Origin of the sequence: Brevibacterium permense, assembly GCF_013280495.1 — a bacterium.
GTDB lineage: Bacteria > Actinomycetota > Actinomycetes > Actinomycetales > Brevibacteriaceae > Brevibacterium > Brevibacterium permense.
The window spans coordinates 91,519-113,096 of sequence record NZ_JABSSX010000010.1 but is presented as its reverse complement, the minus strand read 5'-3'; the positions used below and the strand labels follow the sequence as shown (position 1 = coordinate 113,096).

The 21,578-nt window shown below is 59.8% G+C and carries 24 protein-coding genes and 1 pseudogene; 13 read left to right on the top strand and 12 right to left on the bottom strand.

The annotated features are described in order from the left end of the window. Positions 1–178 precede the first annotated feature (178 nt). From HK353_RS13405 to HK353_RS13375, 7 genes are all read left to right on the top strand, one after another. Entirely contained in the window at positions 179–511 is a 333-nt protein-coding gene (locus tag HK353_RS13405; RefSeq protein ID WP_173156882.1) for a hypothetical protein, read from the top strand. A gap of 818 nt (positions 512–1,329) precedes the next feature. Continuing rightward, on the top strand, positions 1,330–1,776 hold the full coding sequence (locus HK353_RS13400; protein WP_173156880.1) for a hypothetical protein: 447 nt from the start codon (positions 1,330–1,332) through the stop codon (positions 1,774–1,776). A 129-nt stretch (positions 1,777–1,905) separates the two neighbouring features. Continuing rightward, on the top strand, positions 1,906–2,325 hold the full coding sequence (locus HK353_RS13395) for a phage holin family protein (protein WP_173156878.1): 420 nt from the start codon (positions 1,906–1,908) through the stop codon (positions 2,323–2,325). Then, entirely contained in the window at positions 2,309–2,749 is a 441-nt protein-coding gene (locus HK353_RS13390; RefSeq protein ID WP_173156876.1) for a DUF3618 domain-containing protein, read from the top strand. Before HK353_RS13395 ends, HK353_RS13390 begins: the two co-directional genes overlap by 17 nt. Next, positions 2,746–3,912 carry a YihY/virulence factor BrkB family protein gene (locus HK353_RS13385; protein ID WP_217278470.1) on the top strand — a complete coding sequence of 389 codons (1,167 nt, stop codon included), beginning with the start codon at positions 2,746–2,748 and terminating at the stop codon, positions 3,910–3,912. The genes HK353_RS13390 and HK353_RS13385 overlap by 4 nt, the downstream gene beginning before the upstream one ends. 31 nt (positions 3,913–3,943) lie before the next feature. Further along, positions 3,944–4,246, top strand: coding sequence for a DUF4235 domain-containing protein (locus tag HK353_RS13380; protein ID WP_173156875.1), 303 nt, complete (start codon positions 3,944–3,946; stop codon positions 4,244–4,246). Between the two features lie 87 nt (positions 4,247–4,333). After that, on the top strand, positions 4,334–4,861 hold the full coding sequence (locus HK353_RS13375; protein ID WP_173156873.1) for a Dps family protein: 528 nt from the start codon (positions 4,334–4,336) through the stop codon (positions 4,859–4,861). Positions 4,862–5,185: 324 nt separating this feature from the next. On the opposite strand, the gene HK353_RS13370 is transcribed toward HK353_RS13375, so the two are convergent. After that, positions 5,186–5,782, bottom strand: a complete 597-nt coding sequence (locus tag HK353_RS13370; protein ID WP_173156871.1) for a MarR family winged helix-turn-helix transcriptional regulator — start codon at positions 5,780–5,782, stop codon at positions 5,186–5,188. Positions 5,783–5,796: 14 nt separating this feature from the next. On the opposite strand from HK353_RS13370, the gene HK353_RS13365 reads away from it, so the two are divergent. After that, positions 5,797–6,216: a hypothetical protein gene (locus HK353_RS13365; protein ID WP_173156869.1), complete on the top strand. Its 420-nt coding sequence runs from the start codon at positions 5,797–5,799 to the stop codon at positions 6,214–6,216. Between the two features lie 402 nt (positions 6,217–6,618). On the opposite strand, the gene HK353_RS13360 is transcribed toward HK353_RS13365, so the two are convergent. Then, the gene (locus tag HK353_RS13360; protein WP_172172188.1) at positions 6,619–6,762 is read right to left on the bottom strand and encodes a GPGG-motif small membrane protein; all 144 of its coding nucleotides are present in this window, start codon (positions 6,760–6,762) and stop codon (positions 6,619–6,621) included. Between the two features lie 292 nt (positions 6,763–7,054). Further along, positions 7,055–8,263: a YbfB/YjiJ family MFS transporter gene (locus HK353_RS13355; RefSeq protein WP_173156867.1), complete on the bottom strand. Its 1,209-nt coding sequence runs from the start codon at positions 8,261–8,263 to the stop codon at positions 7,055–7,057. Positions 8,264–8,425: 162 nt separating this feature from the next. On the opposite strand from HK353_RS13355, the gene HK353_RS13350 reads away from it, so the two are divergent. Next, complete coding sequence (locus HK353_RS13350; RefSeq protein WP_342589928.1) at positions 8,426–10,054, top strand: hypothetical protein; 1,629 nt, start codon at positions 8,426–8,428, stop codon at positions 10,052–10,054. A 111-nt stretch (positions 10,055–10,165) separates the two neighbouring features. On the opposite strand, the gene HK353_RS13345 is transcribed toward HK353_RS13350, so the two are convergent. The 6 genes from HK353_RS13345 to fabG all read right to left on the bottom strand — a co-directional run bounded on the left by HK353_RS13345 (position 10,166) and on the right by fabG (position 16,694). After that, positions 10,166–11,416 (bottom strand): MFS transporter, encoded by a 1,251-nt coding sequence (locus HK353_RS13345; protein WP_173156865.1) that lies wholly within the window; start codon positions 11,414–11,416, stop codon positions 10,166–10,168. 167 nt (positions 11,417–11,583) lie between these two features. Then, entirely contained in the window at positions 11,584–12,816 is a 1,233-nt protein-coding gene (locus HK353_RS13340; protein ID WP_173156863.1) for an acetyl-CoA C-acetyltransferase, read from the bottom strand. Beyond that, a complete protein-coding gene (locus tag HK353_RS13335; RefSeq protein WP_173156861.1) occupies positions 12,813–13,307 on the bottom strand; it encodes a MaoC family dehydratase in 495 nt (164 codons plus the stop codon). The genes HK353_RS13340 and HK353_RS13335 overlap by 4 nt, the downstream gene beginning before the upstream one ends. Further along, a complete protein-coding gene (locus tag HK353_RS13330) occupies positions 13,300–14,241 on the bottom strand; it encodes a hotdog family protein (RefSeq protein WP_173156858.1) in 942 nt (313 codons plus the stop codon). Before HK353_RS13330 ends, HK353_RS13335 begins: the two co-directional genes overlap by 8 nt. Continuing rightward, entirely contained in the window at positions 14,210–15,967 is a 1,758-nt protein-coding gene (locus tag HK353_RS13325) for an AMP-binding protein (protein WP_173156856.1), read from the bottom strand. The genes HK353_RS13330 and HK353_RS13325 overlap by 32 nt, the downstream gene beginning before the upstream one ends. Then, positions 15,951–16,694 carry a 3-oxoacyl-ACP reductase FabG gene (fabG, locus tag HK353_RS13320; protein ID WP_173156854.1) on the bottom strand — a complete coding sequence of 248 codons (744 nt, stop codon included), beginning with the start codon at positions 16,692–16,694 and terminating at the stop codon, positions 15,951–15,953. Before fabG ends, HK353_RS13325 begins: the two co-directional genes overlap by 17 nt. Positions 16,695–16,942: 248 nt before the next feature. Here fabG and HK353_RS13315 point away from each other — a divergent pair, with 248 nt between their 5' ends. The 4 genes from HK353_RS13315 to HK353_RS13300 all read left to right on the top strand — a co-directional run bounded on the left by HK353_RS13315 (position 16,943) and on the right by HK353_RS13300 (position 19,582). Then, on the top strand, positions 16,943–17,641 hold the full coding sequence (locus HK353_RS13315; protein ID WP_217278465.1) for a GntR family transcriptional regulator: 699 nt from the start codon (positions 16,943–16,945) through the stop codon (positions 17,639–17,641). Positions 17,642–17,737: 96 nt separating this feature from the next. Then, positions 17,738–18,175 carry an acyl-CoA thioesterase gene (locus HK353_RS17615; protein WP_173156850.1) on the top strand — a complete coding sequence of 146 codons (438 nt, stop codon included), beginning with the start codon at positions 17,738–17,740 and terminating at the stop codon, positions 18,173–18,175. A 74-nt stretch (positions 18,176–18,249) separates the two neighbouring features. After that, positions 18,250–19,275, top strand: a complete 1,026-nt coding sequence (locus HK353_RS13305) for a 3-hydroxyacyl-CoA dehydrogenase (protein ID WP_173156848.1) — start codon at positions 18,250–18,252, stop codon at positions 19,273–19,275. A 154-nt stretch (positions 19,276–19,429) separates the two neighbouring features. Further along, on the top strand, positions 19,430–19,582 hold the full coding sequence (locus HK353_RS13300; protein ID WP_173156846.1) for a hypothetical protein: 153 nt from the start codon (positions 19,430–19,432) through the stop codon (positions 19,580–19,582). Positions 19,583–19,750: 168 nt separating this feature from the next. Here the strand turns inward: HK353_RS13300 and HK353_RS13295 are convergent, their stop codons facing one another. From HK353_RS13295 to HK353_RS13285, 3 genes and pseudogenes are all read right to left on the bottom strand, one after another. Then, positions 19,751–20,428, bottom strand: coding sequence for an RES domain-containing protein (locus tag HK353_RS13295; protein ID WP_173156845.1), 678 nt, complete (start codon positions 20,426–20,428; stop codon positions 19,751–19,753). A gap of 53 nt (positions 20,429–20,481) precedes the next feature. Then, the gene (locus HK353_RS13290) at positions 20,482–21,093 is read right to left on the bottom strand and encodes a hypothetical protein (protein WP_173156844.1); all 612 of its coding nucleotides are present in this window, start codon (positions 21,091–21,093) and stop codon (positions 20,482–20,484) included. Between the two features lie 232 nt (positions 21,094–21,325). Then, a pseudogene (locus tag HK353_RS13285) lies at positions 21,326–21,574 on the bottom strand (C4-dicarboxylate transporter DctA); the annotation flags it as partial. Positions 21,575–21,578 lie beyond the last annotated feature (4 nt).

Genomic DNA, 21,578 nt, shown 5'->3' with positions numbered 1-21,578 from the left:
GCCCCCCCCCCCCCCCCCCCCCCCCCCCCCCCCCCCCCCCCCCCCCCCCCCCCCCCCCCCCCCCCCCCCCCCCCCCCCCCCCCCCCGCCTGCCCTCTGTCTCGTGGCCGTGACGGCTCTCATCGACGTGGTCGGGTTTGATGGGCACTCGCCGAACCGGGGAGTGCTAGATTGTGATTATGAGCACTGAAAAGATAACGACGCGACCAGACTTTCCCCGACCTGGGCGGGCACAGGCTCCCACCGGTGACGAGGTCGAGAAGGTCTTCGAGCGGTTCTCTCCCGCTTATGAGAAGCAAGCCGCGGATGTCTGGGATGCGCTGGAAGAGCAGGATCTGAAAGTCTGGATCATCGACGGTGGTGAGAACGATGGCGAGACGATCTGCGCGGGGCGAGCCTACGATGACGCGGCTTTGGTGATCCATCTCGAAGACCCCAACGAGGCATTGGCTGTCGCAGCGGCCCGGGACGCGGACAAGCTTGACGACTACATCGCCTCCGGGCTGGGCTGAGTCCCTGGTGCGATGATAGCGTTAGTCGCTGAGTAGGCGGACTTTTCGACAAAGCGCAGCTGTGGAGATCCCGAGGTTCCGGGCTGCTTGTGCAGCAGTTTCACCACTGTCGATGAGTCGAATCGCGTTGCGGATCTGACTGTCGGTGATGGGACCTGGCCGGCCACCGAGGTCAAAGCCGCTTTCTCTGGCTCCTTGACCGAACCGGTCAGTCGCCGTTTGATCTACCGTTCCAACTGAACCTGCGCGGCCGCGAGGCGCTTGACGCGGCGCGCAGGTGCACGGCGCTTCGCGGTCGAATCTGCAACGAACGGCTGCCTTCTCTTGACACCGCGTCGCCAAGGACGTCTCTGGGGAGATCCAGGTCGGCCACATACTCCGCTCTGCGGCGTGTGCCGCGCGGTTGGCTGAGCTGAAAACTTGAATCACGAAGGCCAGAGCGATTCGCGTTCCAACGATTACAGTGTCCGCTAGGCCTTGACATGATCAGATTTTTCTATGTCTGTGGCCACCTATACCTGCGAGGCTCTGCCAGCAGAAGAAGGTACTGCCCAAAGAAGCCGAACTCTCTGTGGCTTTCGAATCTCATATTCATGCCTCCAACGGACGTGTCTGCATCAGCCCTGCCGACCCTGGGCAGATAAGGGCCGAGTACCGGACTGCGCGTGGGCATTGGGATGAAAGTGGCCCAGCCATGACGCGCACTGACGACATTGCCATCCGCGCCCCAAACGTGTTTATACTGTAATCTACATCACATTGAAATGGGTGATTACCCGCGACGATGACTTCGCACAAAGATGAGGGGATCGATTTTCATGAAGAAGAAGCTAATCCTGGCGACTGGCATCGGAGTCGGGTTCGTGCTCGGTTCTCGAGCGGGCCGAAAACAGTACAACGCCCTCGTTGCCAGGACCCGCGAGATGTGGAACAGTCCTCAGGTCCAGCGGTTCATCGGTGCTGTGACTGGCTCGGTCAAAGATCATGCACCTGACATCGCCGGACAGGCGGGGGAGAAAGCGAAGCAGTTCGGAGCCGGAGCCGCGGATGAGGCTCGTTCGCGTGGACAAACCGGTTTAGCCGATACTCTCGACAAGGCCGGCGACTTCGCGCAAGGCGCAGCCAAGTCCGTGGGGGAGGCCGCGTCAAATGCTGCTGCTCGACACAGCAGCGATTCCAGTGGGAGTTCACTCACTGACACCAGCGCGGAGACCTCGCCTGGCGCTGCGCCGACACAGGCACCTCGCCACGAGTCGGACGCCTAGCAGACTTCGACAACGATCAACCTCTGCAGCTCATCGTCCTGAACGGGCTTTGGGTCAGCGTATGTGTCGATTCTCTTATCTCAGAAACAGAGGGTCCAGTCCGCCCTCGCCTTCGAAAGCAGGTGCCTGATGGCTGACTATGTCCCTAGTCCAACGAGCGCAGTCTCGACTGCTGAGCTCGTCTCGCAATTGTCAGAGCAGGCTACACGCCTGGTCCGTGATGAAATTCAGCTCGCGCAGATCGAGATGAGCGCGAAAGCCAAACAGGCTGGCGTTGGTGCGGGCCTGCTCGGCGCGGGTGGCATCATCGCCCTATTCGGTCTCGGTGCGGGAATCGCGACCGGCATCATGGCCCTCGCCCTCGTCGTGCCGGCATGGTTGGCGGGTCTGATTGTCACTGTTTTTCTGCTCGCTGTCGCAGGGATTGCCGTCCTGGTCGGGAAGACCAAGGTCGCAGCGACGACGCCCGTGCCCGAGCGCGCAATCGAGGGTGCGAAGCGCTCTGTGGACACAGTGAAGAAAGGAGCCCGCGATGGCGGACACCATTGATGCGGGCCCCGACTCGTCGTCGGGTAGACCGGGTCCGGACGCCTCCCAAGCCGAGGTCGAAGCTGACATTGCCCGTACCCGTGAGCAGCTTGGCCAGACACTGGCCCAGCTCGTCGAGAAATTCGACGTCAGAGCCCGGGCCGAGCGCACGATCGAGGAGATCAAAGACAACGCCACCCATACCCTCGACGAGGCGGGTCACAAGGTGACTGAGAAGCTCTCAGCAGCCACCGGTGCAGTGAAGTCTGTGTTCTCCTACGACGATGCGACCACCTCCGCGGCTGCCGGAGCCGGACCGGACTCGACGGTAGAGACCCATCTGGCATCGAGGTCTCGACCTGACTGGGCCAGTCTTGCGCCGTTGATGATCGCCTCGGGCCTGGCCCTGACTGCTGTCATTGTTGCGGTGGGGTGGCGGCGATGATCGGCAGGAGACGGTCAGCATCCGGCACTCCGGTACGCTCTGACCGGCGGTCGAGTCGCGATGAGCGTGTGGATGCTGATGATACTGGTCCGGTCTCCTATGACGAGGCGAAGGATTCGAGGCACGGTGTCGCAGCTGAGCATCCGACCAAACCTGATACTCCACAGAAGCTGACCGGACCGACGTGGAAGTACGTAGCGGGCAAGACACTGCGGGAATTCCTCGGCGATGACTGCCTGCAGTTAGCTGCTGGTCTGACCTACTATCTGGTTCTCGCATTGTTTCCGGCTCTTCTGGCGATTCTGTCGATCCTGGGTCTGGTGGGCCAAAGTCAGCAGACGGTTGAGACGGTCACCGGCATCATCACCGATCTTGGCGGAAGATCCATCGCGGATACGCTGAGGCCGACTCTGATGCAGTTGGCACAGAACTCGTCGGCGGGGTGGGCATTCGTCATTGGTCTTCTCGTGGCTCTGTGGTCGGCCTCTGGATATGTAGTTGCCTTCGGCAAGGCGATGAATCGCATCTATGAGAAACGTGAAGGTCGCCCGATCTGGAAACTTCGCCCCCTCATGCTTCTTGTCACCCTGGCCGCTGTGATCCTGGTTGTCATCGCAGCGTTGATCCTCGTAGTCTCGGGGCCGGTGGCAGAGGCGGTTGGTGGTGCGATCGGGTTCGGCTCGAGTGCTCTGCTGGTCTGGCAGATCGCGAAATGGCCCGTTCTGCTCATCATCGTGATCGCTTTGGTCGCTTTGCTCTATCATGCGACACCGAATGTTCGACAGCCGAAGGTCAAGTGGATCAGTCTCGGATCGGTCTTCGCGATTGTCGTGTGGGTGCTGGCCTCGGCGGCTTTTGCGTTCTACATCGCGAACTTTTCGAATTACGCGAAGACGTATGGGTCCCTGGCAGGAGTCATCATCTTCTTGCTCTGGCTGTGGATCACGAACATCGCCTTGCTGCTGGGGGCTGAGCTCAATGCCGAAATCGAACGCGGGCGTCAGCTTCAGGGCGGTATACGGGCCGAAGAGGATATTCAACTGCCTCCGCGTGAGACGACGACACTGGATAAGGCAGAGCGGAAGGACGCCAAAGATGCTCGGAGAGCACGGGCCCTGAGGAAGACCCGAGGCGAAAGCGCCCAGCCGACTCGCAACGACTGACAGGAAATGATGACTCGTAGGAGAGTGAGACATGGTCAAGACCGATGACAAAACCGGCAATACCGCGGCTAAACTGTTGTATCGTCCGTTCGGACTGGTCGGGAGCGTCGTTGGTGGTGCCCTGGCGGGGGTGGTGTTCAAACAGATCTGGAAGCGTGCCACCCCTGGTGACAACGCCGATGCTCCCGGTGCCTTGGAGTCTGAGCACAGGCTACGTGAGATCTTGGTGGCAGCCGCTTTGCAGGGTGCGCTCTTCGCTCTGGTGAAAGCATTGGTCGATCGGGGCATGGCAAACGTGTTCACAAAGTTCATCGGCGAATGGCCGGGTGACTGAGTACTGCACGCACGGTCCTGAAGTCAGACTTCACGCCACAGAAAAATGAGCCACGTGACTGACCGTGGGAATCAGGAAGGAACAGAGATGACTGAGACAGTGAAAGTTCCGCAGCCGGCTGGGAGCGAGTCGACACGGACTGAGAACGCGGAGCGCGGTTTCGCAGCGTCGCCGGCGTTGGCGAAGAACATGCAGACAGTTCTCGTTGACTTCATCGCCCTCCAGCTCGTCGGCAAACAGGCGCACTGGAATGTTGTGGGCCCAAACTTTCGGGACCTTCATCTCAACCTCGACGAGGTAGTCGATATCGCCCGAGAGGGCGCCGACACAATCGCCGAACGTATGCGCGCACTCCACGCCACCGCTGATGGACGCCCCGCTGTGGTCGCTGAGCAGACTGCATTGCCGGAGTTCCCGGCAGGTGAAGTGCTGACCGGCGACGTGGTTGACCTCGCTGTCCGAGCGGTCGAGACTGCCGTGGCCACGATGCGGCAGGTGCATGATGAAGTTGATGAGGCGGATGCGACCACCGCCGACATCTTCCATGACTTCATCGCGCGTCTCGAGCAGCAGGCCTGGTTCCTCAGCGCCGAGAATCGACGTCCCGAGAGCTGACAGGTAGGGCCTGAGGTCCGCTGTTCAGGCAGACTATGCGCCGCTGGCGAGTCGATCGTCGACTCACCAGCGGCGCACTCACGTTCCTCCCCGAAAGACAATAACCACATCCTGCCGTGACCGGCTGGTGAGCGGTTTCATACATTGCCTTTCTCCACACGATCATTGACAGGCACCACCCGGCGCCGAGAAAGTTCTAAGGCAAATGACGCCGACGCCTGTCTTCACCGCAGAACGCTCGGTGAGCTGGTTCAGCAGCAACGCGATGATCGTGCTGACGAGTACGGGCTTTGGCCGCCCGAGCATTCAAAGCTGCGCTGCGCTTCAGCTGGTCTCGGCCGAGGCGTGCCCCGGCTGGCGGATCTCGGTGAAGCTCGTCGTTGATGAGCCGGCATCCTCCGGGCGCTTGTCCATCGCATGGTTGAGGTCACGCAGGAACCGAGTGACGACACCTCGCTCCTGGGGAGTCATCGCATCAGTGACGTCCAGCATGCGGGCGTGCATGTCTACGAGGGTCCGCCGCACATCACGACTCGCCAAGTCGGTGGGTTCCACGGCGATTGAGCGCCTGTCGTCAGGGTGAGGCGTTCGTTTCACATATCCGTCCTTGACGAGACGGTCCACCAGAGCACTGGCAGAGGCAGGCTGAATGGACAGATTCTGGGCCAGATCGCGCTGCCGCATTGCTCGCCCCTGTGCCTGTGCGGAAAGCAGGAGCCGGAGAGCCAGCAGATCCTTTTCTCCCATGCCCATGTCCTCCCTCACCTTGGAGCGCATGAGGGCATTGGACTCGCGGTATCGCCGCAACTCGTTGAGCAGCTCGATTGAATCAGCTGATTCAGTTCTCCGCTCGGAGTACCAATAACCGCTGCTGGTTGAGGATTCGTCGGTAGACACGGTCGCCAATTCCTTCCAGTCCATGTAGAGTCTGAGTATTGGTAGCCAGGCTAACTGTTAGCCTGACTATTTGGCTGATCGTCAACCACAAACTCTGGGACGAGCCACGCAGCGACAGCCTGGCCACGGTAGTGATGTACTACAACCTCTCCACCGTCCTGACGCTGCTGATCACGGTGTTCGCGCTCTACGCTGGACTGGTGGTCCTCATTCTGCTGGGTGGACTCGTCGTCATCGATCCCGAGTTCATGACGGCCCAGATCCGGCAGGAGGCGACGGTGGCGAACTATCTCGATATTGCCTGGTTGAGTGCAGCGATGGGCGTCGTCGCCGGCGGTATCGGTGCGAGCTTCGACTCAGACCTAGATGTGAAGCGACTGACTCACGGACAGCGGATGCGACAGCGGGTATACACCGACAACGACCCGGACACCGATGATGTCAGCCGGAACTCCTGATGGCTGATGAGGACACGTCCAGCGACTCCAGAAAGAAGTGACAAGAACACACAGCATCGTTTACAGGTCACCGGGATGATTTCAATGCCTCTGGCCTCCTGGCGGAACGAACCTTCCTGCCAGGATGATCTCAGGAAGCTGGTCACGAGCAATGCGCAGACCGCTAACAAGACGCAGAACCGATGACTGCAGAGTGCTCACGTCTGCTCGTCTGTCCGGTCGCGTGAACGGGGGCTTCAGCAGCTACTTGCGTCAACTGACGTGAAGCGACGGTGCTTTCCTGCCGAAGCGGAGTCGGAGCCTGTCCTCCTCAGCGGTGCACCGAAAGGTGTGGCCGTCGTTCCCGGCTTCACGCGAGGCCTCCCTGCCGGGAATGACACCTCACGTGAAGGCGGGAGAAGATCAGGCGAAGATGCTCACCCCTCCTGGGCCGACGAGACAGCCGACGACGATGAGGACGACGCCCCACAGAATCTGTTTGCGCAGAATTGCGAAGACGCCCGAGATGACGAGCAGCGCTGCGAGGATCCACAGAACAATAGCCATAATTCAACTTCCTATCGGTTTCACTGTGAGTGCGGCATCACCGGCTCGAGAGCCGGTGATGAATCTGATCGACGCCGAGGCTGCGCGCAGCCGACGTTGGAGAGTTGTCTCTTTCTTGGTCTGCCAGCGGATGCGATTCCAGATGCTGCTTCATCCGCGGAGTCTGCCGACCATAAACAACACTCGCCGAGAAGATTACAGTGTAAACACCGCGAGCGACACCTCCCCTCCCGACAGGAGGATCTTCGGCAGGACCACGGCGGTGTGAGAGAGCCGACCCGATCGCCCGGCGTCAGCGGTCGACGTTGCCGGTGAGGACGCCGACCAAGGTCAGCGCCATGGCGATTGCCAAAGCGATCGCCGAGGCGATGAAGGCGGCGGCGATGTGTTCGCTCAGGGCCGCGGCGACGACGGCCGGGCCGACGATCTGACCGATGCTGTACCAGGACGTCAGCTTCGCTGAGGCGTTCGCGACTCCCATCTGCGTGCCGACGCCGATCGTCATCATGACCACCCCGATGAATGTGAAGCCGAAGAGCGCCGCGGCGATGATCAGCACGATCGGGGTGGAGCCGAAGACGGCGAGCAGGGCACCGAAGACCTGGAGGCAGTAGCAGAGCGTCAGCGCCTTGACCGTGCCGATGCGGGCTGCGACCGCTGCCCACGTCAGGGGAGAGGCCGCCGTCGCGATCCCGGCGATGAGCCACGTCGAGGCGGCCGCGGTTGCTCCGAAGACGGGACCGGCGAGCACGACGAGGTAGGTGCCGATGATGATGTAGCCGCCGCCTTGGAAGAAGTAGCCGGTGGAGAGGATCGCCATGGCTCGGCGGCGATTGGCGTCGAAGGGGGTGGCCGCCTCGGCGGGATCGTCGGTGGCGGTTTCGGTCGGGTCGTCGGTTGAGGTCGGGTCGGCCGCCTCGGCGGGGGTGGTGTGTCGGGGTATCCGGGCGGGGATCGGCCAGGTCCAGGCGATGATGGAGAAGATTGCGGACACGGCCGCGCAGATGAGCCACAGCTGACGCCAGTCGGCGACGCTGCCGGCGGCGAGCACGATGGCTCCGGAGACGAGGATGCCGAAGCCGACCCCGCCATACGAAATGCCGCCGTCGCGGGACCGGCGGGAGTTCGCAGGGATCCGTTGGGTCACGCACACGAAGATCAGCCCCGAGGCGATGCCGGCGATCGTGCGGATGCCGCCCTGCCAGATGAGGTTCGGGGTCAGGGCGACCGCGGCGAGACCCACGGTGGAGACGATGAGGCTGAGGCGGTAGACGAACCTGTTGGGTTCGACCCAACCTTGGGCGATGACGAGGGTGCCGATGAAGTAGCCGACGTAGTTGAGCGTCGCGATCCATGCGCCGGGAGCCGAACTCCAGTGGAGGGCTGCGACCATGAGCGGCAGGGCCGGGGTATAGAAGAACCGGCCCATGCCCATCGCCACCGACATACCCAAGGCCCCGCGGATGGGAGTGAGGGAGGGCCGGGCGAAGCTGTCGGGCATGGCGGTTCCTCTCCTCCGGTGGGCTCAGGTGGCGTGATCTCCAGCACTACGATGCCATGGGCGTGGGGCGGGCGCCTCGGCGGGTGGGGATTCGGACGGGAGGCCTCTTGAAAGGCACTGTGGAAGTTGTCGATTCTGCGGGGACAGGGCAGAGTTATTGGCGTGAACCTCAGTAGGAGTATCCAGGGCAGCGTGGTGGCGCTCGCCCTCGTGCTGTCGGGATGTTCGTGGTTCGATTCGGACGACTCCACGCCGTCCGCAGAACAGACCCCGGATCCGAGCCCCACGCCGACCGAATTCGAGCAGGCGAATGTTGACAGCGCCTCCGGTGATGCCGCATCGATCACCACGACCGCTGAGCAGACGGGACCGAGCTTCAGGTCCGACAACATCGGAGTCTCCTTCGAAGCCACCGACCTTGCCGACCCCCGGCTCGACCCGGCGAAGTCGAATCTCGACGAGCAGCTGAGAGCGCTCGGGTCTCCGGCGCTGCGGTTCGCCGGCAATGCCCTCGACCGGAGGACGTTCTGGACGTCGAAGGGGGAGGCGCCGAAGCACGGCGAGAAGACCACGATCACTCCTGATGACCTCAAGAGGCTGAAGAAGCTCGTCGACGCCACCGGGTCGACGGTCACCCTCGGAGTTCCCCTCGGCACTTACGATCCGGAGCGGGGAGCCGACATGGCCGCGCATGCGGTCGACATCCTCGGCGATTCGCTCATCGGGCTGGGGATCGGGAATGAACCCAATGGCTATACCGTCGACGATGTTCCCGACGGTGCCGTCCGGGAGGATGGCTGGAACGAAGACAAGTACGTGGGTCAGCTCGAGGCGTATGCCAAGGCGATCCATGCGAAACGGCCCGAGGCGCCGATCATCGGTCCCGATGTCTACGACGGGGCGTGGATGACGGCCTTCTTGGACTCTGATGTCAAGAACAAGACCGCGCTTGCGCAGCATTGGTATCAGCTCTACGAATGCGACTCCACCAAGGTGCCCGGTCGCGGCCCGCAGGCCGCGAACCTCATCGTTCCCCTGGCTAAAGAGGCGGCGAAGAAGAACCTCGGCATCGGGAAATCCAAGGCCGATGCGGCCGGTGTGCCGCTGTGGCTCGAGGAGACCGGGCCGACGAGCTGCCCGGGGACGAATGACACGTCACTGACGAATGCCTCGGCGCTGTGGGCGGCCGACTACACGCTGTATGCGGCGACCCTCGGCGTCGAGCGGATGGCCATGCATTCGATGCTCGGAGCCTGCAAAGGCGGAGCACCGATGTCGCTCATCTGCGATCCGGCCGATCGCGGGGATCAATCGAACGAGTTCCAGGTGCGACCGAACATGCTCGGGCTGCGGCTGCTCGTACCCAGCGTCGGTGGGGAGTTCACTTCGACCGACGTTACGGGCGGTGGGAATATGAGCGCCTACACCGTGGTCAAGAACGACGGTCGCACGCTGGTGACGACGGTGATCAATGCGAACGACGCAGCTTCGGTGGGTGGAAATCCCGTGACGCTGTCGATGCCGTCGGGGTTCAGTGTTTCGTCGGCGTCGCAGGTGTACGGGGCGTCGAATGATGTGAAAAGTGCGACGCAGGTGGTGCCGGCGAATCCGCTGCCGGCTGATGTGCCGTTCAGTGGAGATGGGGCGCCGGGGTCGGCGTCGGGCGCTCCGAGCCCGTCGGGTGGCCCGAGCTCGCCGCAGGCCACGGGTGGTGTGGGCGATGACGGGAAGCTGTGGATCGACCTTGCCGGGAGCACGGTGACGGTGTTCGTGATGACCAAGAGAGCATGACTGAGCAACTGGGCGGAGCCGCAAGTTGCCGCAGTCATTTTCAGCTTGCGATAGACGTGGTGCCCTGTCTTCCGGTCCGAAGGCAGGGCACCACATTAATAAACAAATTGCTCAGTGAACCTCGGACGTTGCACTCTTGTCGGGTTCGGCGATCAAGAGACGCTTGGCGTCCTTGGCTGGGTTGATGAGAGCCATTGCGACGAGAGCACCGACGATAGCTACGCCTCCGAACACCTGGAATGATTGAGCATAGCCAGCTGCGGGTGACGATGCTGCGTCGACTATTGCACCAGTAATCGGAGGTGCGATGATTCCTGCGACTGCCTGCAGGGCAAGGAATACTCCTAGAGCCCCCGCTACCTGATTCGGAGGACAGATCTGTGAGACTGCCGCGTTAGTGATCGGAGTGACGATGCATCCGATCCCGTACCCGAAAGAAACTGCAGCAACAACTGCGATCGGTACATGGATGAGTGGGAGGACGAGCATCGACAGCCCGCACACTATGAGACCAATTCCCGGAACAATGCCACGAGCAATACGGGAACTGCCGCCTTGGCTCATGATCTTGTCAGTGATCGCTGTTGAGATGAACATGGCGAACAAGGCAACAATGCTGGGAATGCCGAACATCGACCCAGCTTGAAGCCGTGAGAATCCGAGACCGATCTCGAAGTAGGAAGGAAGCCAGGTCAGGACTACAGTGATGAGCCCATACATTGGAACTGCGGCTGCAAGCGCACCGAGGAACGTGCGGCTCAGGAAGATCCGTGTCCACGGAACTTTTGTCCGCGCGGCTTCGGCCAGCGCTTCTGGGGCAACGTTCTTAACACTCGCATACGGGCCGGGCTTCCATGTGACTAGCCATAGAACGCACCACAGCAGGCCCACGGTCATCAGAGCGAGGAATCCGTAGTGCCAGCCAAAAGTGACGATTACCCAGGTCAGAGCTGGTGCCGCCGCGATCTTGGCGAAGGAGTTCGCTGCCGAGATCAGAGAACTCGGAAGCCCGCGCTTCTCGACGGGATGCCACGTGTATGTCGCGGAAAGGATCAGAGCGCCTGACGGCCCCTCGAAAAAGCCGAGGATGATGCGGCTCACGAGGAGGACAGCGAACGTTCCAGCGATAACCATCGGAAACATGGTTGCCGCCCAGATGACGGCGATGATGACGAGCGACCATCTTAGCGCGGCGAAACGATTGATGGTGCCAGCAAAGAACCCACCGATAGTGAACGCCATGAAGAATGCGCTTGCCGCAAAGCCGAGCTGTGCGGACGATATTCCCAATTCTTCTTTCAGTGGCTGCGCGACGAGTCCCAATAGCAACTTGTCGCTGTAATTGATCATGTAGAGCAGCATGAGGATTCCAGTGATACCCCAAGCTTGTACTGGATTCCTCGACGGGCCCGATGGCGGAGCCGCTGGCTGAGTATTGTGGGCGGCCGACTTCGTTGTCATTGCAGTTGTCCTTTCTCAGACTTCAGATGAGCGTGCACTCATCTGCTGGTGCGGTGGCGTGGTGCGAATTACGAGAGACGTTCGAGGACCATCGCCATGCCCTGCCCACCAGCAGTGCACATGGCTTCGAGGCCGAACTGGTGGTCAGTTTTCCGAAGACCGTTCAGTAGAGTGCAGGTGATGCGCGCGCCGGTCATGCCAAAGGGATGTCCCAGGGCGATAGCGCCCCCGTTGACGTTGAGCTTTTCCGCGTCGATGGACAACTGTCGTTGACATCCGATTACTTGCGCAGCGAATGCCTCGTTGATTTCGACGAGGTCCATATCATCCATAGTCATTCCGGCAAGGTCGAGTGCGCGACGACTGGCCTCGACCGGTCCGAGCCCCATAATCTCCGGTGAAAGACCCGAGACGCCTGTGGCGACGACCCGTGCTAGTGGAATGAGTCCAAGTTGCTGCGCCTTGGCCCCGCTGACGATGACCAACGCGGCTGCTCCGTCGTTCAATGGACAGGAGTTTCCGGCCGTCACCGTTCCGTTTGCTCGGAAAGCTGGCTGGAGTTGACTGACTTTGGTCAGAGTAGTGCCTCTGCGCGGACTGTCATCGTGTTCGACGGTCCTTCCTCCTGGCACAGTGATCGGTGTGATCTCATCTGAGAAGAAGTCGGCATCCACGGCAGCCTCAGCACGGTTCTGACTGAGAACCGCCCACTCGTCCTGCTCTGCACGGGAAATGGACAAGTGCTGGGCGACATTTTCGGCGGTCTGGCCCATTCCGATGTAGACATCAGGCACCTCACCAGACCTCCGCGGATCTGTCCATGGGCCCTGACCGGATGCGAGCTGAGAGGTACGTTCCATGGCGGAGTCGAATTTTGAGTTCTTTGTTGCTGGCCATGAGTCAGCGGTACCGTGACCGGCCTGGGAGACGGTTTCAACTCCGGCAGAGACGAACGCGTGGCCCTCGCCGGCCTTGATAGCGTGGAAAGCCATGCGTGTTGTCTGGAGCGATGATGCGCAATATCTGTGCACTGTCGTAGCCGGCAATGCATCCAGCCCCAATAGGACGGAGACAACCCGACCGATGTTGAACCCTGAGTTTCCGGCAGGTTGGCCGCAACCCATCATGAGGTCGTCGAGGTGGGTTGGATCGAGTTCGGGAACGAGGGCAAGCGCGGCCTCGACAACCTGAGCTGCCAGATCATCAGGACGGACTGCAGTCATAGACCCCTTGTGCGCTCGACCGATCGGCGAACGTAGAGCAGAAACGATGACTGCGTCGTCTGCCGCGATTCGCGTCATGCTGTCGGCTCCTGCTCGAGGTGAATGCCTGGAGCGAGCGAGATGAACTCTGCGACACAGAGAGGCTTCTCGATCTGATCACCGCGGATCTCGATGTCGAAGACCAACTGTGTGCCGGACGGCACCGACTTGACCGACTTCAATGTTGTAAATCCCCTCGCGCGTGTGCCCGCTGGAGCAGGGGAAATGAACCGTACCTTGTTGAGGCCGTAGTTGACCCGACTGGACGTTCCCTCGATCAGGACGAGTTCCTGGTTGACTGTGGCCGCGAGGGCGAGAATAAGGAAGCCGTGTGCGATCGTTGATCCGGTCTCTGTCTCAGCAGCGCGGGCGGGATCAGTATGAATCCACTGGTAGTCGTCTGTGGCCTCAGCGAAGAGGTTGATTCGTTCCTGGTCCAAAACCGTAGGGCGAGTAGGGCCGAGTTTGTGGCCGATAAGCGACCGTATTTCGGTGATGTGGATGGCACTGTCAAGTAGTTGCTCAGCCATGATGTGGTACCTCTTCGACCAAATTGAAAACCGACATCGGAGCGTCTGCTCTAGCGACGAAGACAGTTCGACCGGTATCGGTGGTTGCGGTGATAGCGCAATCTGCTCGATTCGTCGGCCCGGCCGTCACTTGAAGCAGCCGCGCTGACACCCGCACAGTTTCTCCTGTGATGCTGCTTCCGACTATCTTTGCCGCGAGCCGGCCGCTGCTGAGCCATTCCGGGGGAGAGGACAGGGACGTCATCATCTGCGATGCCGTCTCGAATAGGTACATGCCCTGAAGTATGGTGCCGCCGAAGAGCGGAGTGGCCACTGCAGGGTCAGTGTGGATGGGGCCGTCTGTGGCGGTGGCACGACCGAAGTCGTCGAGGAGATCCTGTGAGACGACGATCTCCTCGGTCGGGAGAGCTAAGCCAGACGGCTCAGCGGTAGACTGCGCCTCGGTGAAGAGGCCGAGGTCACCGGTTGATGCCGGTGACGGGGTGTCCGGCAAATCGGATTTTCCCGGTAGAACGAATGTCTTCAAAGCTGTCAGTGCCAGCGTTGACCCTGAGTACACGTCGTATCGGAGGCACATCGTCTGTTTCCCCCGTCGTACGCTGACGTCTGCAACCGAGACGGCGATTACGCACTCGAGGTGCGGAGAGATCGGGGCATGGAACTCTACCGCCTCTTTCGAATGCACAGTGCCCTGAGGCAGTTCGACGAAGGCCTTCACCGCGTGCAATGTGTCGTAGGCGAGCGTTGGAGAGCAGTCTCGGTAGATGCGAGTGGTCGTGTCCGTGATTGAGGCGAAGGCGTCGACCGTATCCCGAGTGAAATCAGTCGAGAAGCGACCAAGGACGTCACCGACGGTCAGGTCGTCATAAGTGAGTTGATTCTGTGTGAGCATCGTCAGGCTTTCAATCTTCTGTGGTGGAGCCAATTGCGCCATTGGGCAGATCCTTCTTTCGAATCTTTCCAGTGGCGGTTTTCGGCAACGACTCCATGAGGTGGACGGTCGGTACTTTGTAGGTCGCCATGTTCTCCTGCGCCCAGAGTTCGAGTTCCTGCGCGTCGGTGGTCTCACCCGGCGTGACTCGTATGTAGGCGTGCACGCTCTGTCCGGTCTTTTCATCGGGGTGACCGACAACGCCTATATCTTCGACCTTCGGATTCCTCGCCATGAGGACCTCAACTTCTGAGGGAAAAACACTCATACCGTTGACCTTGAGCATTTCCTTCTGCCGCCCGAGGTAATGGAGAGTCCCGTCTGAGGAAAGACGGCCGGTATCACCGGTGAATACCCAACCATCGGTGAGAGTCTCTTTAGTCTTCTCAGGAGCGTCCCAGTATCCGATGAAGTTCGATGGTGAGCGCAGAGCGATTTCGCCGGAATCGCCAAGTGGCAGAGGATAACGAGTACTTGGATCGACCACGATGACATCAGTACCTGGCATGGGCAGACCAACAAAGACCGGTTCGCTCTTGAGGTCGTAGTCATCGATTTCCAAGGTCGTGGTGAACGTATTGGAGGTGTGTGATTCGGTCATACCGAAACTCGATTCGCGGAGCACGCTGCCGCCTCCGGTTTCGCTTTCCCAATAGCGACGGATGTCAATCGAAAGCTTCTTCGAGAATGACATCGCGCGCAGATGTCGCAAAGACTCCAGCTGGCGAGGTGCGTCCGTAGTCAGACTGAGCAGCTGCAGATAACTTTCGACAACTCCGCTCATGGCAGTGACTTCGAACTTTTCGATTGCTTGGAGCGCGGTTACAGGATCCCATCGTGTCAGCAGCACAATCGTTGCTCCGGCAAAGAGCGGAGCGAGGATGCAGTTGTTCTCTCCGGAGATCCAGAAAATCGGAGTGAATGCCAGGACAGCTTCCGCGTCGGTTGCTTCCTGACCGATCAAGCCCCAGGCCAATGCGCAGTTATGTGCGGCAACAAGCATGTTCGCTTGAGTATGCATACAACCCTTGGGAACTCCCGTGGTTCCTCCGGTGTAGTTGAGGGCCGCTACAGAGTGCGGATCGACCGCAACCGGATCAGTCAGCTCCGTTGAAACCAGCTCGGCCCAGCGGCTTGGCGTGCCGCTTTCAACCGGCGTATGCGACTGCAAGGACTTGGGGAGCTGCAGCTCTGGTGACTCGGGCAGCAGGTCACCGATAGCGATCGGAACGATCTCTCGGACCGACGGTAACTGCGAATCGTTCACAACGCTCAGTTGTTCGGTGGAGCAGACGATGATTTCTGCTCCCGAATCCTGCGTTTCGTACTCCAACTCGCTGCGCTTGAACATCGGATTGATCGGTACGTGGACAGCACCGGCTTTAAGGGTACCGAGCATTACAGCGATGAACTGTGGACAGTTCTGCATGAACAGCCCTATTCGCGCTCCACGGCGGACTCCGTGCTGCATCAACCATCCGGCGATGCTGCTGCTCCACCCATCAAGAGCTTCATAGGTGATCGCAGTGCCATAGAACTGGATGGCAACGCGATTTGGAATCTGACGCACTCTTTCTTGAAATACGTCGATGAATGCCTGGTTGGCCAGCTCCTGGGGAAACTCTCTGGGAATGTGAGATGGCCAGATTGCTTCCTGGTTGTCTCTGGCTTTCCGGACGGCCGAAGCAACCGCATCTTGCCATTGTTCAGTCTCAGATGTGACGACCACCGGCGACCTCCAATACCGTTCCTGTGATGTACTCCGAAAGGTCCGAAGCGAGGAAGAGAGCGGCGTTCGCGATGTCAGCAGGCAGTCCTGCGCGGCCGAGAGGAATCTCCTTCTCACGCTCCGCGAAAATATCTTCCGGCATCGCCGCTGTCATCGCGGTCTTGATGAGTCCGGGCTGTATCGCGTTGACTCGGACGCCCTTGAAACCGACTTCTTTGGCCGCAGACTTCGTGAGACCAACAATGCCGGCCTTCGCCGCCGCGTAGTTCGTCTGTCCGATGTTGCCGACCTTTCCGGAAATCGACGACATGTTCACAATCGAGCCATGGCCTTGTGCCCGCATGACGTGCGATGCGTACTTAGTGCCAAGCCAGCATCCCAGCAGATGGACCTGAACCACCTGGCTGAACTGCTCCGTAGTCATCTTCCGCATTGTTGAGTCACGGGTGATGCCTGCGTTGTTGACCATCGCGTCGATTTGGCCGAACTCGGAGGCTGCGGTTGAGATCAGACGCTCGACGTCGGCTTCGGAGGTGACATCGGCGCGAACACCGATCGCTTTGCCCCCTTGCGACTGCACTGCTTCCGCCACTGCCTCAGCTGCGTCGCCGTTGACGTCGGAAACAACAATGGCGCTCCCATGGGCGACGAAAGTTTCGCAGATCGCTTTACCGATGCCTTGCCCTGCTCCCGTGACCACGGCAACTTTTTCCTCCATCAAACTCATATGTCGTCCTACTCTCAGCTCATCCTGACTGACGTCGTGTTGGCAGAACACCGCGAACAGCGGCGCTTACGTTCTAACCATATATAATATATGAAGACACGGATTTGAAAAGACCCATAGCGGAATCGACTGTTCTGTGGGCTCAAATCCGACAGTTCGTGCAGTACGGCTGCCGCGTTGAAGCGCGGGCAGAGAGGCGGCAACGTAGAGTGTCTACGAAACGAAAGAGCAAACGAAGAGATATGAGCATGACGGTGGCGAACTCCAAGACTCCCGCTGGCTTCAGGCAGAAGCAGCTGAGCAATCACATCGCCGAGCACATTCGGGCGGAAATTCTTGACGGCACCTATTCGCCTGGTCAGCACCTTCGCCTAGAGGAAGTTGCGCAGGAGCTGGGAGTCAGTGTGACCCCTGTCCGTGAGGCCTTTATGGGTCTGCATGTCGAAGGGTTCGTGCGCCACGCTGAGCGCCGAGGCTTCGTTGTGTCAGCTTTGAACCGCCGGGATTTCGAGGATCTCTATGATCTCCTGGCGCAAGTGTCGAGCCGCCTGGCTGAGCGGGCGGCGGCGGGAATGACTCAGTCGGATGTCGAGCGCCTGACCGAGGTTCATGAAAAGATGCGAGACGCAGTTGCTCGCGGCGACTACGAGCTCGTGGAGCACACGAATGATGAATTTCATCGGATCATCAACCGGGCTGCCGATTCATCTAAGCTGACGTGGGTACTTCTCAGTGTGCTCAAGTACGTTCCGAAGCGGTTCTATGCCAGGATCGAAGGGATGTCGGCCATGTTGCTTGAACAGCATGAAGGAATTCTTCAGGCGGTGATCGACCGGCGCCCTGCGGATGCGTATGCGGCAATGTTCGAGCATGAGCGAGTCTCAATGCGATCAGTGCTTGATGACCTTGACCGGCAAGGAATTTTCTCTCGGGCCGTTATCGCCTGACTATCGTCTGCTTTCTCTGTGAGGTCAGTTATTTCTGCACATTCATATATTATATATGACACTGTTGGGTGGACCCGAAGAAAGTTGGTAATCGGTATGGGCAAGTACCTCGTGGCAGTTCCGGTGCGATGGTCCGATCAGGACATCAACGGACACGTCAATAACGCGAAGATCGTCACGCTAGTCGAGGAAGCTCGAATCCAGTGGTTGAACAAAGATGCGGCTGTCGAAGGTCTCGTATCTTTCGACACGCCCAAGGTCGTAGTTTCACTCCATGTTGAGTTCCAGAGACCGCTTTCGGCTGATTGTGACGTGGAGGTGAGCATCTCAGTCAAGCGAATTGGACGTACATCATTCACCTTGTGCTACTCGGGAATGCAGGCGGATCGCAATCGATTCACGGCTGAAACCACACTGGTTGTCCTTGACCGGTCCGACGGGCAGCCTCGACCGCTCACGGATCCCGAGAGAAGCTATCTACTTCGACATATTGCCGACGACGCGGCGGTGCCGAGAATTGTGGAGTCAGTCTAACCATCTTCGGCAGGTGGCTCGAATGCCAGAGTGCGTAGTGAGAATCTGGAAACAAATGGAAGTGATGTGCAGTTGTGAGACCTAATCAGCAGCAGAATGACGGTCCTTTCGGCGAGAGTCATGTTGCAGTCATCGGCGGAGGCTCCATTGGTGTCGCGTTTGCCGTTGTGTTTGCCAAGGCCGGCATCGAAGTGAAGCTAGTGGAGCCGAGTGAAGTGCGTCGCTCGAAGCTTCCTGCTGAAGTGAATTCGAAGTTGCAACTTCTGCTCGCGCACGATTTGCTCGATACGCCTATAGCGGAGATTGAGAATCTCGTTTCGATCCACTCGGAACCCACTACAGCGGTGCCGGGAGCTGTGCTTGTTCAAGAGTGTGCGCCGGAAAACGTGGAACTGAAGCAGACATTGTTTCGCGAAATTGCGTCACTCACTGACGTTGAGACTGTCCTCGCGTCATCCTCATCATTTATGCCCAGCTCAACTTCAGCGGAGGATTCGGATGCCTTGGACCGAACGCTGGTGGCGCATCCAGGCAACCCGCCGTTTGCTATTCCGATCATAGAACTCGTTCCTAATCCGAAGACCCGCAGCGCTGTCGTGAGCCGATCGAGCGCCTTGTATCGTTCGGCAGGACTGTCTCCGGTACTTGTGAAGGAGGAAGTCGAGGGATTCATTTTCAATCGGATTCAGGGTGCGGTGCTCCGTGAGGCCTATTCTCTGGTTCGAGACGGCATAGCATCCGTCGATGATGTCGATGCCGTCGTTCGGGAAGGTTTGGGGCGCCGCTGGTCGTTTATGGGCCCATTCGAAACAGTAGATCTCAATACTCGCGGTGGAATTGCCGCGCACGCAGAGAAGATGGGACCCGCCTACCACCGAATGGGTATGGAACGTGGCGACCAATCGGAATGGACTCCGGATCTTGTGGAGAAGGTCGAGCTGCAGCGCCGAGAACTGCTGTCACTCGACAAATGGGAAGAGCGGGTTGCCTGGCGGGACGAGAATCTTCTACAACAGGCAAAACGAGCGACTTTGCGAACTATTTCTGGTGAGTCGCTCGGGGAAGTGGCAAGTAGTGAAGATCAGGGAGCGAGAGGTTAGGGATAAGAGTGACAACTCGCTCATCCGGGCGACTGAAACCATCGTAGCTGACCGACGTTGTCATCTAACCCCGCGCCTTTCCAGTGAACTGCCCGTGGCGCAGTTAAGCCGAACTCCAAAGTACTACTTAGGACTGCGCTGTAGCTTAGTGGGTATGTGCACTGGAGCATTCGGCTATATGGAGCGTCTGGAGACTGCACTAAATCTTCGGGGCAACCCCTTGGGCGTTGATGCCTTCATGGACATCCTCCGCGAGATGAGTGATGCGGCCTCGGCGCCGCTGTCCGGAGGCGAACGTGGCTACTGAGCGAGGCGACCGATATGCAATAAGAATGTCTGATCGCGTCGGTGGATTTCGTTACGCGATTTGCTCTCTCACGTCACCGTCCAAAGCAAATTGATTCCGAACGATCGAAGACGCCATGAAAGTCCGTGGCGTTTCGCGATTCGTCCGAGTTGGCTACTCCGGCCGTCATCAGTCCCAATAGTCCACGATGGATACGCCGAGTCGGTCCAGCAGCGTATCGAGCTGCACGCGCCCTTCGCCTTCGTAAAGGGAGCCGATGGAGTCCCGTCCCGGGTTGAGACGGAAGGCGTCCCGGCCTCGGGCCAGACGCTCTTCGAAGAGGACAATGACTGGCACCCGGGGCAATCGACTGACCTCAGCCTGCCGGGAATGCCAGATGATGCCGCTGAAATTCTGAGGCGAAGCATGGATGGCTTTGGCGACAGCGCGAGTGCAGGGGTAATGCTGGCTGGGGCTGGACGAGACCGCTGTCCGCTTCAGGCCAAGGTCATCCAGTTGCGGATCACGAAGGTCAGCAACCTTAATCTCTTCCGAAGCAAGCAGTTCGACGTGCAGAAGTCCGTGGAAGCTTTCCTCCTCAGCCTCCGGAATGCCGTCTACGTCGACATCCCGAAGGCTTCCTTCGAGGAGGGCAGCCTCCGGGGTTTCGGCGAGGTAGATCGCAGCAACACGGTTCCCGCCCAATTCGGAGTCGAACGGGGAGAATCGTGCGTTGCCGAACCCAGGGTTGAACTCCGTGCGTCCAAAACGGGAGTCATAGACGCGACTCCAGGCTGTGTCTGCGGGGATGGTCGTCGACGGCAGCTGGCCTTTGCTGGCAAGGCCAGTCAGTGCTCCGATCGCCACCGTGCACGTCGTCGGCTCCGGACAGGTCAGGGCTTCGGGTTTGAACGCGCGACTCATGCGCCGGCTGGGAAGTCGAGGTCATCGATGTGAACCTTGACCGAGTTCTCAACCACCTCTGGTTTCTCGTGGACCAGCTTGGCGGGGATCCGCCCGCTGAGCAGTCCAGTGGGCCGAGTACTCCATGCCCAGATTGCCCACGGTCGGACGCCGGCCTTGAGCAGCGGTTGGACGATGGTTCTGCTGACCGCCTTGTCGAGGTCGCCGTCGTCGTCGAGCTGAAAGGCGGGCACGAGGACTCGCCCTTGTGCCTCGACGGTGAATAGCCTCTTTTCGTGGCGCTGTCGCCGCACCCACTGACGTGCGGCTTTCTCGTTGGAGTCGCGCATGTCAGCCACGGCCGAGTAGGTGGCCGCACCTTCACTTTCGAGGAGCCGCTTGCGAATCTCACCACTGCGGACCGCCTGGCGCTGAGTCGCTCCAGAAACGATCTGCGCATTGTCGACGTAGTCCTCGTCGATGTGCTTGCGCAGCGTGTTGCGACCGGAGACCTGGAGTCGTTTGCGCTGTTTGTAGAGGCGGATGGCGTTCTGAACTTCGTGGGGACTGAGGCCGTCGAAATCTACCTGCCTATTCGGGTCCATTGGTTGGTGCGCCTGTGCAGTCATAGCAGCCCCTTTCTCCTCACCTCAATTGTAGCGAGTGTGGCATGGATATAACAGAGTCTTCAGGTGCTACATTTTGGTGTTCAAGGCCGGTTTCCGGGACCGCGGATACTTGAGCCATCGCGTTAATCTGCCGCCCCGCCTCGGCGAAGGAAGACGAAACACCACGGGTGCCGACGTCCTCACGATGAGGAGACCGGCACCCGTGATGGTGTGGAGCGGGAGCGACCGAAGGTCAGCTCACGGCGACCTTTTCGCTTTCAGAGGGGCGAGCCGCCTCGGGGGCATTGGTCGACGTACCGTGCGCATCCGGTTCGAGCGAGAGCTCATCGAACGGGTTGTCACCCGACAGGGTGGCGCGGGCGACGTCGAGGTCGATCTCGTTCGTCCACTTGCCGATGAGCAGGGTGGCCACGGCGTTGCCGGTGAAGTTCGTCAGCGCACGGCACTCGGACATGAACTTGTCGATGCCGACGATGGCGCCCGCC

What these genes read in the sequence shown, in the direction of transcription:
- HK353_RS13405 (WP_173156882.1), top strand. Translation starts at nt 179, where the DNA reads ATGAGCACTGAAAAGATAACGACGCGACCAGACTTTCCCCGACCTGGG.
- HK353_RS13400 (WP_173156880.1), top strand. Translation starts at nt 1,330, where the DNA reads ATGAAGAAGAAGCTAATCCTGGCGACTGGCATCGGAGTCGGGTTCGTG.
- HK353_RS13395 (WP_173156878.1), top strand. Translation starts at nt 1,906, where the DNA reads ATGGCTGACTATGTCCCTAGTCCAACGAGCGCAGTCTCGACTGCTGAG.
- HK353_RS13390 (WP_173156876.1), top strand. Translation starts at nt 2,309, where the DNA reads ATGGCGGACACCATTGATGCGGGCCCCGACTCGTCGTCGGGTAGACCG.
- HK353_RS13385 (WP_217278470.1), top strand. Translation starts at nt 2,746, where the DNA reads ATGATCGGCAGGAGACGGTCAGCATCCGGCACTCCGGTACGCTCTGAC.
- HK353_RS13380 (WP_173156875.1), top strand. Translation starts at nt 3,944, where the DNA reads ATGGTCAAGACCGATGACAAAACCGGCAATACCGCGGCTAAACTGTTG.
- HK353_RS13375 (WP_173156873.1), top strand. Translation starts at nt 4,334, where the DNA reads ATGACTGAGACAGTGAAAGTTCCGCAGCCGGCTGGGAGCGAGTCGACA.
- HK353_RS13370 (WP_173156871.1), bottom strand. Translation starts at nt 5,782, where the DNA reads ATGGACTGGAAGGAATTGGCGACCGTGTCTACCGACGAATCCTCAACC.
- HK353_RS13360 (WP_172172188.1), bottom strand. Translation starts at nt 6,762, where the DNA reads ATGGCTATTGTTCTGTGGATCCTCGCAGCGCTGCTCGTCATCTCGGGC.
- HK353_RS13355 (WP_173156867.1), bottom strand. Translation starts at nt 8,263, where the DNA reads ATGCCCGACAGCTTCGCCCGGCCCTCCCTCACTCCCATCCGCGGGGCC.
- HK353_RS13345 (WP_173156865.1), bottom strand. Translation starts at nt 11,416, where the DNA reads ATGCTGCTCTACATGATCAATTACAGCGACAAGTTGCTATTGGGACTC.
- HK353_RS13340 (WP_173156863.1), bottom strand. Translation starts at nt 12,816, where the DNA reads ATGACGCGAATCGCGGCAGACGACGCAGTCATCGTTTCTGCTCTACGT.
- HK353_RS13335 (WP_173156861.1), bottom strand. Translation starts at nt 13,307, where the DNA reads ATGGCTGAGCAACTACTTGACAGTGCCATCCACATCACCGAAATACGG.
- HK353_RS13330 (WP_173156858.1), bottom strand. Translation starts at nt 14,241, where the DNA reads ATGGCGCAATTGGCTCCACCACAGAAGATTGAAAGCCTGACGATGCTC.
- fabG (WP_173156854.1), bottom strand. Translation starts at nt 16,694, where the DNA reads ATGAGTTTGATGGAGGAAAAAGTTGCCGTGGTCACGGGAGCAGGGCAA.
- HK353_RS13315 (WP_217278465.1), top strand. Translation starts at nt 16,943, where the DNA reads ATGACGGTGGCGAACTCCAAGACTCCCGCTGGCTTCAGGCAGAAGCAG.
- HK353_RS17615 (WP_173156850.1), top strand. Translation starts at nt 17,738, where the DNA reads ATGGGCAAGTACCTCGTGGCAGTTCCGGTGCGATGGTCCGATCAGGAC.
- HK353_RS13300 (WP_173156846.1), top strand. Translation starts at nt 19,430, where the DNA reads ATGTGCACTGGAGCATTCGGCTATATGGAGCGTCTGGAGACTGCACTA.
- HK353_RS13290 (WP_173156844.1), bottom strand. Translation starts at nt 21,093, where the DNA reads ATGACTGCACAGGCGCACCAACCAATGGACCCGAATAGGCAGGTAGAT.